The organism is Pseudoalteromonas sp. NZS127 (assembly GCF_015864805.1).
Classification (GTDB): Bacteria; Pseudomonadota; Gammaproteobacteria; order Enterobacterales; family Alteromonadaceae; genus Pseudoalteromonas; species Pseudoalteromonas nigrifaciens.
On sequence record NZ_JADYWN010000021.1, the window covers coordinates 20,641 to 32,317 of the forward strand.

At 39.5% G+C, this 11,677-nt stretch carries 11 protein-coding genes; 5 read left to right on the forward strand and 6 right to left on the reverse strand.

Annotation, left to right across the window (positions count from 1 at the left end):
- Nucleotides 1-18: 18 nt before the first annotated feature.
- The 4 genes from pgi to I6E78_RS15665 form a co-directional block, all read right to left on the reverse strand.
- Nucleotides 19-1,665: a glucose-6-phosphate isomerase gene (pgi, locus tag I6E78_RS15650; RefSeq protein ID WP_197182859.1), complete on the reverse strand. Its 1,647-nt coding sequence runs from the start codon at nt 1,663-1,665 to the stop codon at nt 19-21.
- A gap of 272 nt (nt 1,666-1,937) precedes the next feature.
- The gene (locus I6E78_RS15655; protein ID WP_197182860.1) at nt 1,938-4,196 is read right to left on the reverse strand and encodes an aminotransferase class V-fold PLP-dependent enzyme; all 2,259 of its coding nucleotides are present in this window, start codon (nt 4,194-4,196) and stop codon (nt 1,938-1,940) included.
- Nucleotides 4,197-4,329: 133 nt separating this feature from the next.
- Nucleotides 4,330-5,403, reverse strand: a complete 1,074-nt coding sequence (locus I6E78_RS15660; protein WP_011327823.1) for an AI-2E family transporter — start codon at nt 5,401-5,403, stop codon at nt 4,330-4,332.
- On the reverse strand, nt 5,396-5,614 hold the full coding sequence (locus I6E78_RS15665) for a hypothetical protein (RefSeq protein WP_011327822.1): 219 nt from the start codon (nt 5,612-5,614) through the stop codon (nt 5,396-5,398). Before I6E78_RS15665 ends, I6E78_RS15660 begins: the two co-directional genes overlap by 8 nt.
- A gap of 146 nt (nt 5,615-5,760) precedes the next feature.
- Between I6E78_RS15665 and I6E78_RS15670 the strand changes: the two genes are divergently transcribed.
- The 5 genes from I6E78_RS15670 to I6E78_RS15690 are packed head-to-tail and all read left to right on the forward strand — an operon-like array spanning nt 5,761 to nt 9,286.
- On the forward strand, nt 5,761-6,426 hold the full coding sequence (locus I6E78_RS15670; RefSeq protein ID WP_089368010.1) for a hypothetical protein: 666 nt from the start codon (nt 5,761-5,763) through the stop codon (nt 6,424-6,426).
- Between the two features lies 1 nt (nt 6,427).
- Nucleotides 6,428-7,885, forward strand: coding sequence for a M48 family metalloprotease (locus tag I6E78_RS15675; protein WP_011327820.1), 1,458 nt, complete (start codon nt 6,428-6,430; stop codon nt 7,883-7,885).
- A gap of 53 nt (nt 7,886-7,938) precedes the next feature.
- Nucleotides 7,939-8,286, forward strand: coding sequence for an arsenate reductase (glutaredoxin) (gene arsC / locus I6E78_RS15680; RefSeq protein WP_011327819.1), 348 nt, complete (start codon nt 7,939-7,941; stop codon nt 8,284-8,286).
- Entirely contained in the window at nt 8,286-8,840 is a 555-nt protein-coding gene (wrbA, locus tag I6E78_RS15685; protein WP_011327818.1) for an NAD(P)H:quinone oxidoreductase, read from the forward strand. The genes arsC and wrbA overlap by 1 nt, the downstream gene beginning before the upstream one ends.
- Nucleotides 8,837-9,286 carry a DUF2069 domain-containing protein gene (locus I6E78_RS15690; RefSeq protein WP_011327817.1) on the forward strand — a complete coding sequence of 150 codons (450 nt, stop codon included), beginning with the start codon at nt 8,837-8,839 and terminating at the stop codon, nt 9,284-9,286. The genes wrbA and I6E78_RS15690 overlap by 4 nt, the downstream gene beginning before the upstream one ends.
- Before the next feature lie 164 nt (nt 9,287-9,450).
- Here the strand turns inward: I6E78_RS15690 and I6E78_RS15695 are convergent, their stop codons facing one another.
- Both I6E78_RS15695 and I6E78_RS15700 read right to left on the reverse strand, forming a co-directional pair.
- Nucleotides 9,451-10,788, reverse strand: coding sequence for an ankyrin repeat domain-containing protein (locus I6E78_RS15695; protein ID WP_089368009.1), 1,338 nt, complete (start codon nt 10,786-10,788; stop codon nt 9,451-9,453).
- Between the two features lie 221 nt (nt 10,789-11,009).
- On the reverse strand, nt 11,010-11,603 hold the full coding sequence (locus tag I6E78_RS15700) for an MlaC/ttg2D family ABC transporter substrate-binding protein (RefSeq protein WP_011327815.1): 594 nt from the start codon (nt 11,601-11,603) through the stop codon (nt 11,010-11,012).
- Nucleotides 11,604-11,677: the final 74 nt, after the last annotated feature.

The window sequence follows — 11,677 nt, forward strand, 5'->3', positions numbered from 1 at the left end:
TGTTACTAAGCTAAATTTTTACTGCGTACGATGTTGCTTATAATACGCCATTAAGCCATTAGTTGAACTATCATGAGCATATTTAACGCGCTCATCAACTAACTCGGCTTCTATTTTTGATGCTAATCCTTTACCTAGCTCAACACCCCATTGATCAAATGAGCAAATTTCTAAAATAATGCCTTGGCAAAAAATCTTATGCTCATACAACGCAATTAAGCGCCCTACCGTTTTAGCGTCTACGCTATCTAGTAACATAGAGGTAGTTGGGCGGTTGCCTTGATGAATTTTGTGCTTTAGTAACTCATCTATTTGTGCCTGAGATTTACCCTTAGCAGTTAAATCTGCGGTGATCTCTTGCTCATCTACGCCATTCATTAGTGCTTCTGTTTGCGCAAAAAAGTTCGATAATAAAATATCGTGATGTTTATCAACGTTTACTTGCGGCTTAATTGAGGCAATAAAATCAGCCGGTACAATAACATTACCTTGATGCAAACATTGGTAAAATGCGTGTTGCCCGTTAATCCCGGTCATACCCCAAATAATTGGCACTGTTGTATAAGGCACAGTTTCACCCGCAAAGTTAACATGCTTGCCGTTACTTTCCATTTCGCCTTGTTGTAAGTACGCAGGCAACATGTGCAGCGCTTGGTCATAAGGTAAAATAGCTTGCGAGGTATAACCTAAAAAGCTGGTATTCCACACACTTAATAATGCCATAATAAGCGGAATATTTTGCTCTAGTGGTGCGTTTTTAAAGTGCTCATCAACTTCGTACGCACCCTCTAAAATTGCTTCAAAAGCGTAATATCCTGCATATAATGCAATCGGTAAACCAATAGCGCTCCATAATGAAAAGCGACCACCAACCCAATCCCACATCGTAAATACGTTGTCGTTACTAATGCCAAACTCGGCTGTTTTTTCTAAATTAGTGCTCACCGCAACAAAATGCTTAGCAATAGCGGCGTTATCTTTAGCTGTTTGTAAAAACCAATCAACCGCTGTTTTAGCGTTAGTCATTGTCTCTGACGTAGTAAACGTTTTTGATGCAATAACAAACAAGGTTGTTTCAGCATCAATATTTTTTAATACCGAGGCAATTTGTACCCCGTCAGCATTCGACACATAATGTACATTTAAGGTATCGTCACTTAATGCTTTTAATGCTTCGGTTGCCATTTGCGGGCCAAGGTTTGAACCACCTACACCTATACTTACTACATCTTTTACTGGCTTACCGCTGTAGCCTAACCACTTACCACTGCGTACTTTTTCAACAAACAGTTTAATTTTAGCAAGTTCGTTATCAACCAACTCAGTTACATTTTCACCATCAACAATAAGTGGCGTATGAGCGCGGTTACGTAATGCTGTGTGTAACACTGCTCGGTTTTCGGTGATATTAATTTTTTCACCATTAAACATTTTTTCACGCCAAGCGCTAATGTCACACTCTTTAGCTAATGCAATTAACTGCGTAAAAACATCTTTATCAATACGTTGTTTTGAGTAATCAAATAATAATCCAGGGATTTGCGTAGAAAACTGAGAAAAACGCGCGTCATCTTTAGCAAATAAATCCCTAAGATGGCTTTGTTTCATCTTGGTTGCACTTTTTTCAAGCGCTTGCCAACTTGCTAATTGCGAACGGTTAGTCATGTAAACATCCCCTAAAATATTAATCTATTGATTTAAATGTATTTATTATATAAAACTTAGTTAATTAACATATATAGCAAAGTTAAAAATGAGCTGTTTTTATATTTTATGCTGTGAATGATAACGTAATTTTTTGCTTTTGACACCGGTATCATAAAATTAATATATTAATTTAACAACCCATTCAGAGGCGACTCAGTTAGCTTAATTTGGCAAATAAATAAAAAGGCCGACAAATGCCGGCCTTAATTATATTTATTTGCTAACTAATTTTAACTTCCCAGTGCCAAACCGCCATTTAAATTATAAACCGAGGTATAACCTAGCTCAATTAAATTAGCTGCTGCCAACTTTGAGCGGTTACCACTGCGGCACACTAAAATATATTGATTATTTTTATCTAGCTGCTGCTCTACTATTGCGTTTGCCATACGGCTAAGCGGAATATTTAAGGTTTTAGCTGTAGCAACATTTAACAGTGATGAAATATTATTAGCGCCATGCTCATAGGGTTCGCGCGTATCAATTAAATATACATTGCCGTGGCTGAGCATTTCTTTTGCCTGTGAATAACTCAATTGCTGTGTATTTGTATCTGGTTGCGCATTTACATAACCACAAAGCTGGTTGTTATTATCTGTTTGTTTTTGCTCATCGTGCTGCTGCTTTTTAGCAGCAAATTCATCTTTCGTTATTTGCTTAGATAATAATGCGCTCAATAAAGGAGTTTGCTGTTGTTGCACCGCCCAGTTCATAGCAAAACACTGTTGGTAATCGTGTCCTGAGCAAATAACCGCCTCTGGGGTTAACTGCTGCGCTAATAATATTAACGAGTCAGCCATTTGCTCTGCACTACCACCAAGCAAATGAGTATTACCCAGCCCCGCTGGTAAAATGAGATCACCACAAAAACAATAGCGAACCTCACCCGAGGCTTCTTTTAATAAGTAACTCACACTGTCTTGGCTATGCCCAGGTGTGGCAAGTTTTTCTAGGCGTTGCCCATTTAAATTAATCACCGTTTGGTTAACTGGCCAACCCAATTGATCAACCTCTCCTGCTACTAAACGTGCTGCTAACACACTGCGTAATAGGGTAATTGCACTATTACGCTCTTGGTGAGCATGGGTGTCTAAAATAGCGGTTATGGTTAAATTTTGCGTATTGGCTATTTTTTCAAAGCGCGGTATTAACTCTATAATAGGGTCGATGATCACCGCTTGGTTGTTGCTATTAACATATAACCAGCTGCACGCGCCTTGGTGCCTAAATTGGGTTAAGCCTAGTGCACATAATTCCTGCGTAGGTGTAGCGCTGTCAGATACTACCAGGCAATTTGCTTGTAATACTTGTTTAAGGGCGCGAATTCGCTCACAGGCATGGTCAATATCTTGTTGCGTGGCGGCAGGTCCAAACGATAAACGTATGGCGTTTTCACTTTGCCACTGGCTTGCACCCATTGCATCTAGTACAAAACTTTGTGAAGCACCAGTACTACACGCAGAGCCGCCGCTCACGCGTATGCCGGCAGCATCAAATAAATCAATAACTTCTTTACTGGTTAAGTCGTTAACCGCAAAATTAAGCGTGGTGGGCACTGAGTATGCAAAATCATGGTTAAAGGTAATGGCACCAAATGTATCGCTTATTGCATTGTGTAATTGGCTGCGATATTGCGCAAGCACAGCACTTGATTTAAACGTGTCATCGGTTTTATCTAATAACAAACTAAATAACTTATTAAGTCCTGCAATACCAGGGAGATTTTCAGTACCTGAGCGCATACCACTTTCTTGCCCGCCACCGGCTATAAATGCCGTATAAGCACTGCCTTGACGAATATATAATAAGCCAATGCCTTTGGGAGCGTAGAGTTTATGGCCCGAAAACGGTGCGTAATCTATTGTTGTTTCGCTCAACATAAGCTGCTGCTTACCTAATGCTTGAACGCAATCGACCATCCAAGACACGCTGCTATTGCGATTACGAATAACCTGCTCTATTGCCGCTAGATCTTGGTATACACCGGTTTCATTATTAACCGCCATAGTGCAAATCATCAGCGCATCATCAATATGCTGAGCAATAAAATCTAAGTCTAAAATACCGTTACTATCAACCGGAATAGCAAGTACTTGAGCGTTAATCTCTAGCACTTGATTCCAATGTTTTAGGGTATTTGGTACTGCTTTGTGCTCTGTAGCGCCATAAAGTAACACCGGATTTTTTTTATTATGGGTTTTAGCATTTATCAGCGTAGACACTACAGCCGTTTGAATACCTTCGGTTGCCCCAGAGGTAAATAAAATATCACCATTATTAGCGCCAATTACCGCGCGTGCTTTTTGTCGAGTTTGCTCCAATAAGTGCTTAGCTTGAATACCCGTTATGTGTGGGCTAGAAGGATTACCAAAACAGGTTTGCATTGCATGGCACACCACATCAACTATGCATGGCAACACAGGGGTCGTTGCATTTGCATCAAGGTAAACTTGTTTTACTGGCTCATCGGGTAATAAATACTCAGACATTAAAAAACGCACCTTATTACTAATAAATATATCTTATACCAATATTACATAGTTTTGGCTGCAATAGATAATAATCAATTAGTTTTAAAGATGCGTTTTCTATGCTTTTTTATACTTAAAGCGGTGTTAACTTTTAGCTCAGCTCTTTAATGATTTCTTCTTGAGTAGATGACCACGCATTGATCAGCGCTTTGACTAATGACGCCAGTGGAATGGCAAAAAATACGCCCCAAAAACCCCACAAGCCTCCAAAAAACAATACCGCTACAATAATAAATACCGGATTTAAATCAACCGCTTCAGAGAACAATAAAGGCACTAGTACATTGCCATCAAGCGCTTGAATAATACCGTAAATAATTAAAATGGTCCAAAATTGGGTTTCAATTCCAAACTGAAACAACGCCACTGCCGCCACCGGAATGGTTACCAATGCCGCACCCACAAAAGGGATCAACACCGAAAAGCCCACTAATACTCCCAATAACGCAGCATAGCGTAAATCAAGTACCGTAAAGGCAATAAACGACACCGAGCCAACAATCAGTATTTCAAACACTTTACCGCGAATGTAGTTCATTATTTGCTGATTCATTTCATTCCACACCTGCATTATTAAGCGTCGTTGTTGCGGAATAAGTTTAGCAATACTGTGGCTAAGCTCTAGTTTGTCTTTAAGCATAAAAAACACTAACAAGGGCACTAAAATTAAGTAAATTAACCACGCAACCGCATCTTTTAAAGACGTGAGCGACACCGACAGCACTACTTGACCAAATTCAATTACTTTAGTCTCTACTGTTAATACAATTGTTTGTACTTGTTCTGCAGTAATTAAACTAGGGTACTGCGCAGGCAAGGCCAATAAAAACGATTTCCCTTGCTCTACCATATGGGGTGTTTCTTGAAATAAATTACTGGTTTGCTGCCACAGCACAGGGCCAATAACTAAAATAAGTGTCAGCATAATACCTGTAAATATAAGCATAACAATTACTGTAGCGGTAAAACGCCTTAACCCAAAACGCTCTAAGTGCAGTACCGGCCAATCGAGTAAATAGGCAATAATAAGTGCCACTAATACCGGCACTATCAAAGATCCAATAAAATATAATAAGGCTACTAACGCCAATAATAAAAATAATAAAGTAACTGAATGAGGATCAGAAAACTTTTTTTCGTACCACGCTTTTATATATTCAAACACGTAATGGCTCCACTAATAACATTCCTTGGCGCTTATTTAAGGTATAACAATATGCATGCTTTTGTAAAAATCGTTCAATGTCGTTTATATTTTCTGCATTATTAAAACTAAAAGTAATACTTTGTTGTAACGACACGGCTTTACGCAGCCCAAGTTTAAATTGAATAAACTGCTGTGGGCATTTATAAGCTGATAAATTTTGCTCTAGCATACTCGTTTCACCTTGAGTTCACATCAATAATAAGTCCCATAGTCACCACCTAAAAATGTATTAAGTGTGAACATGCATAACTTTTCCTTAAAACAACCTCGGCAATAGTTTATCCTTAGGGCATAATTAGCAGTAAGGATAGGTTAATGCCTGGCACGCATAATAAAGCGCAATTACCCAGTAATCCAACACTCAAAGAGATTAATTGGTATAAAAAACAAATAAATTGGGGCGAATTACCACCTTTTTATCACCTTGTTGCCTCATCGGTCAGCGAAGCTGAAGGTATTTTAGAACATGGGTTTGATAATGCAGTAAAAAGCCTTTTAGACAAACGTAATTGGAACCTTGATCTACTTGACGGCTACGAAACCGAGCTAGGCGAAATTCAATGTAATAAAAAGCCACGCATTGCACTGCATCAAGTATTTACCGATCGTGGTTTTGAGCTTTGGGCTCAACCGTACGCTAAAGATGTTATTATTGATCAATACGTTAAAAATAATCGTTTTATGGAATTTAAAGTATGGGATCCACTTTCCATGAAGTGCTTAATTAGAATAAATCAATTACATACATTTATTGGCTTTTATTTTGAACGTGGAGACAAAGCCGATAAAGCTATTATTTTACACGCACACAAGGTAGTGCATAAAATTATTACTTTTTTACAAATACAATTGAACGTAGTAAAGCTAGATGGGGTCACAATAAAAGCGCTTTATCAATTATGTGAAAAAGACAGCCGTGCATGCAGTGACGAAATAAACATTGCCAAAATTGCTCTTGGTGAACCAATTAACAGGGAATAAAATGCAGCTAAAATCAGCCTTTATCACTTTATGTAGTGCCGCGCTTACATTTAGCCTATTAGTAAGTGAGCCTTTAAAGGCGCAAACAAACTTTAAATTGCCAGATTTAGGTACCTCAGCCTTACAAGTGCTGCCGCTCGAAAAAGAACAAGCGATTGGCGAAGTAATGATGATGCAAATTAGAGGCTCGTCGCCAATAATTAACGACCCTGTGCTTGATGAGTACTTAACCACAGTGGGCCGTAAACTTGTGGCTAGCGCCAATGATGTGCGGTTTCCGTTTTCATTTTTTTGGTTAAATAACTCTGAAATAAACGCCTTTGCATTTTATGGCGGCCATGTTGGCGTACACACCGGATTAATTGCGCAAGCTGATGATGAAAGTCAATTTGCATCGGTACTTGGCCATGAAATTGCCCACGTTACCCAGCGCCATTTAGCACGGCGCCTACAGCAGCAACAAGACAACAGCGCAATGACTATAGCCGGAATGATTGCCGGTATTTTAGCCGCTGTAGTCGTGCCCGATGCTGGTATTGCTATTATTTCAGCAAGCCAAACACAATCGGCATTTAGCCAACTAACGCATAGCCGCTCAGCAGAGCAAGAAGCCGACCGTATTGGTATGCAAACGCTTAATAATGCAGGCTTTGATCCTCGTGCATCAAGTGAATTTTTAACTAAACTCGCTGCGCAAATTCGTTATAAATATAAGCCACCTGCGTTTTTACTTACTCACCCGCTTCCTGAGAGCCGTGTGTCTGATGTAAGATTGCGTGCGCAGCAATACCCTAAACGCCAAGTAAACCCGAGCCTTGAGTTTAACTTAGCAAAAAGTCGCGTGCTGGCAAGATACGACAATAAACCAGAAGCAGCAGAATCGCTGTTTAGAAAATTAATTCGCGAAAATAGCTACAATAATGCCGCCCTAAAATATGGCTTAGGCATTAGTTTGCTGGATCAAAAAAAGCTTGATGAAGCGCAGCCTATTTTAGATGAACTACTAAAAAGCGATCCTAAAAACTTATTTTATATAGATACCTATACCGATTTATTAATAGCGCAAAAAAAGGCCGCTGAAGCCGTTACCTATTTAGCAGAATTAAACAATTACCGCCCTAACAATCAGGTAATTACGCTAAACTATGCCAACGCAGCCCTAGAAGCAAAGCAATACGAGCTTGCCGAAAACATCTTAAAAAGCTTTTTACTAGAAAAACCAGATCACAGTTTAGGTAAGCAACTATTAACCGACGCCTATAAAAAGCAAGAAAAACTCGCCGCCTATCACGAAGCCAATGCCGATGTATTATCGCAATACGGCGCTTATTTAAAAGCTGCCGACGAAATACAAAAAGCACTCAACTTTATTGAGCCAAACGAGCTAGTTAAACAACAAAGGTTAAAAGCGCTACTTACACAATACCGACTTTTACAAAAAGAGCTTGCTAGGCTTTAAGTCTACAAGCGCTTGGCCTAAAATGGCCGCAACTCATTTATTGGAAGCATTTTATGTCTGTAACTATTTATCATAATCCGCGCTGCTCTAAATCGCGCGAGACCCTAGCTTTATTACAAAGCAAAGCTATTGAGCCAAGTATAGTTGAATACTTAAATACGCCTTTAAGTAGCGAGCAGCTAACTACATTAGTTAAGCAGCTGGGTTTTACATCTGCACGCGAGTTAATGCGCACCAAAGAAGACATTTACAAAACGCTAAACTTAAAAGATGAAACCAGTGAAGCTGCACTTATTAATGCTATGGTACAAAATCCAAAACTAATTGAGCGCCCTATTGTGGTTAACAATGATAAAGCTGCTGTTGGTCGCCCTCCAGAAAACGTATTAAGCGTTTTATAATGAGCACGACCATAGTGGTACTTTACCATTCAAGCCATGGCTCAGTTGAAGCTATGGCCCATGAAATTGCCGAGTCTATAGAGCAACAAGGGGCCAGCGCTTTGCTGCGCACTTTTGTTGCTAAAAACCCACACGACATTATTATCACTAAAGACGATTTAATAAACTGTGATGGCCTTGCCTTTGGCACACCTACTCGCTTTGGTATGATGGCCTCTCAAGCAAAAATGTTTTGGGAAACCACCAGCGAATTATGGTTAAAAGGGCAATTAATTGACAAGCCAGCCTGTGTTTTTTCGTCGTCAAGCAGTATGCATGGCGGCAACGAAGCCACATTACTGAACTTATCGCTACCGTTACTGCACCATGGCATGATGTTACTCGGTGTACCTTACGATGTACCCGAATTGCTGGCAACACAAACCGGTGGCACGCCCTATGGTGCAACACATGTTGCTGGTAGTAGTAATAGTACTGAATTAAGTAAAGACGAAATTAAAATATGCCAAAGTGTTGGCAAACGCCTCACTCAAATTGCGAGAAAACTTCAATGAAAACAGCTGAAATTCCAGCTAAAAAGCCAATTACTATTAAATTTCAACGTACCGCGATTTTTGGTTATGTCGGTTTATTAATTTTAATGCCGTTATGGATGTTTGTATTTGCACCGAGAGAAGGCCACAGCAATGGCTTTATTTTTGCCGTGTACATACTGCCATTATTATTTCCTCTTAAAGGCATAATTCAAGACAAAGCGTATACGTATGCATGGGCAAACTTTATTGTTATGCTTTACTTTATTCATGGCCTTACATTGCTTTGGGTAGCGCAAGATGAGCTGGTATGGGTATTGTTAGAGCTACTATTTGCCTCTGCTATGTTTATTGGCTGTACCTACTATGCTAGGCATCGTGGGCAAGAACTTGGCTTAAAAATTCGTAAATTGAAAGACGATCTCGCCGAAGAAAAAGCAGCGCACGAGCACGAAAAAACAGATTAAATTATAATTTAAACACAAAAAACGCGCTAATTAGCGCGTTTTTTATTTATGCATCGTTATCGCCTATTTATGGGGAACAGCCACACTACATAGGCTCCGCCTTGCCTAACGGCCAAACACATTGCTGCAAATTTAACCTCGAAAGATAAACTTGCCATAAATTTTTAAACTAAAGAACTTAATGCGGCAAGGGTTACAATAGCGGCTAAACCTAACTGCCCTACTAGGCTAACTAAAGAAAAGCCTCTTAATACAAATAATCCCCACGGGTGTTTAATGTGCGGGTACAGCGCGCAGCGCTTTAAAGTAGCCGCAAAAAAGAAACACACCGCCGCAATCATAGTTAGAGTTAATGTTAATTCGCTTTTTATGGTTATTGTTTCATCAAAAAAGAAAAACAATTGCACCGGCAATAATAAAGTAACCAGAGCATGCAGCGCATGCACTTTTTTAATGCGATCAAACTGCCCTTCAGGCGACAACTCTTTAATACCAAAGTCGCGCTCAAGGCACTTTACTAAGTTACTCGCTTTTATGCTCACTGCTAAGCGATAACAGCTAAGCCCTTCGTTATTACGCACTCTAAAGTCATACCCCGCCTTTAGCAGCAATACCATAAGCGATTCGTTTTTAGAGAGCACAGCATAATGCAAGGCAGTATTCCCCTTATCATCAACTGCTTTTTTATCTTGTTGGCTCAGCAGGGTTTCAACTACATTTACGTAGCCTTTTTCAGCAGCCCACATAAAGGCCGTTTTATTGTGCTCATCGGCAAGCGTACCTGTTGCGCCTTGCTCAATAAAGCGCATGGCCATCATTTGCTTAGCGGTTTTTTTATTTAAATGAGCAAGCAAAGCTTTTTCAAGTAGTACCACAGAATCTACATCCGGCGATACTTGAGTGAGTAAAGTAAAGTAGTCTTTGCCTTTAGCCACTTTTTCACTTGCCAGTTCAGTTAAATGCTCAAGATCGGCAATTGAACCTGGAATATAAGCACTCAAACGTTCTCTAAAATCAACTTCTTGCCACAGAGCTAGCGTGTCAACCGCCGATAATTTACTGCGATTATTTAACGCATGCTCAATTAGAGTAAAATAGCGTTTAGCAAAAAATAAACTAAATAACGACTGCGGTGTATCAATCTCATTTTGCGCCGATACATTCGCGTATTTTTCGAGCCGTTGGCAAAGCATAAGTACTAAGCTTTCGGGGGTATATTCGTTATCAAAATAATGTTCTTTTACCGCGCTTATATACGTTTGTGCACTTTCGTCATACTCGCAAATATGTTGAAAATAACACTCTTCAAAAGGCTCCAGCGGAGTAAACCACGCTAAATAAAATATGGGCGGTAAAACAGTAGTACATACTCCATCATCTTCATGGGTAGAACGACAGGCAGGCCAAGCTTCTAAAGCATCTAAAATAAAGGCACCATTTTGTTCTACAAGTCCTTTGATAAGTAATGGGTATTCCTTTGGCCAAATCAGTACATTTTCCATTAAAACAACACAACTCCAGTGTAGCTTGGGACAGTGGTCAGTTATAGCAGCTTTTAGCTGACACCACGCTTAATCGACGAGCCGATATTCTAGCACACCTTGATCGCCACGCTAGCGCAAAGTAACGCAATACTTATAAAATAAAAAAGCAGCCAACTACATAACTAGTTGGCTGCTTATTTGGTTGGAGCTGGACTTAATCAGGGTCACATAATCTACTATTAGTTGCTTTTTAATTCGCTAATAACGCTCTCTATACCTACATCAGAAATACGTTGTATAATTTCTTTTTGCTTGGCGCTGAGCAATGAAATGCCTTCTGCAACTATGTCGTATACTTTCCATTGTTCATCTTTCCCTAAGCGCAATTTAAAATGTAAATCTATAGTAGGCGCATTTGCTTGTATTATCTGGGTTTTAACCGTAGCGTACTGTGAGTCGCTCAAAGCGTTATCTTGCTCAAAAACTACTTTTTGACCAGTGTACTTCATTAAAGCACCGGCATAAGTGCCTGTTAAATAATGCTCTACTGCATCAATAAAATTAACTGCTTGCTCGCGCTCAATGCCCTTTATATGTTTGCCTAATAATTTAAATGCTACAAATTTTATATCAATATGCGGCATTAAGCGCTGCTCAACAATGTTAAACATGTCTTCTTTACTTGCATCGCCTTTGGCATTAACTTGGGCTATATCGGCAAATAAAGTATCGGCTACGCTTTTAAGGAGTTGTTGTGGAGATTGTTGCGTTTGAGCAAAAAGTGAGCCGCTAAAGAATACAGCTACAACGAGAAACAGTTTTAAAAACTTCATAATAAATTATTGTCTGTGTGATTAAGATGACGCTAATTTACGCGATAATTACACCTTTAAATAGACTTAAATAA

Coding starts and splice junctions, on each gene's coding strand:
- pgi (WP_197182859.1), bottom strand. CDS start 1,665: ATGACTAACCGTTCGCAATTAGCAAGTTGGCAAGCGCTTGAAAAAAGT.
- I6E78_RS15655 (WP_197182860.1), bottom strand. CDS start 4,196: ATGTCTGAGTATTTATTACCCGATGAGCCAGTAAAACAAGTTTACCTT.
- I6E78_RS15665 (WP_011327822.1), bottom strand. CDS start 5,614: ATGCTAGAGCAAAATTTATCAGCTTATAAATGCCCACAGCAGTTTATT.
- I6E78_RS15670 (WP_089368010.1), top strand. CDS start 5,761: ATGCCTGGCACGCATAATAAAGCGCAATTACCCAGTAATCCAACACTC.
- I6E78_RS15675 (WP_011327820.1), top strand. CDS start 6,428: ATGCAGCTAAAATCAGCCTTTATCACTTTATGTAGTGCCGCGCTTACA.
- arsC (WP_011327819.1), top strand. CDS start 7,939: ATGTCTGTAACTATTTATCATAATCCGCGCTGCTCTAAATCGCGCGAG.
- wrbA (WP_011327818.1), top strand. CDS start 8,286: ATGAGCACGACCATAGTGGTACTTTACCATTCAAGCCATGGCTCAGTT.
- I6E78_RS15690 (WP_011327817.1), top strand. CDS start 8,837: ATGAAAACAGCTGAAATTCCAGCTAAAAAGCCAATTACTATTAAATTT.
- I6E78_RS15695 (WP_089368009.1), bottom strand. CDS start 10,788: ATGGAAAATGTACTGATTTGGCCAAAGGAATACCCATTACTTATCAAA.
- I6E78_RS15700 (WP_011327815.1), bottom strand. CDS start 11,603: ATGAAGTTTTTAAAACTGTTTCTCGTTGTAGCTGTATTCTTTAGCGGC.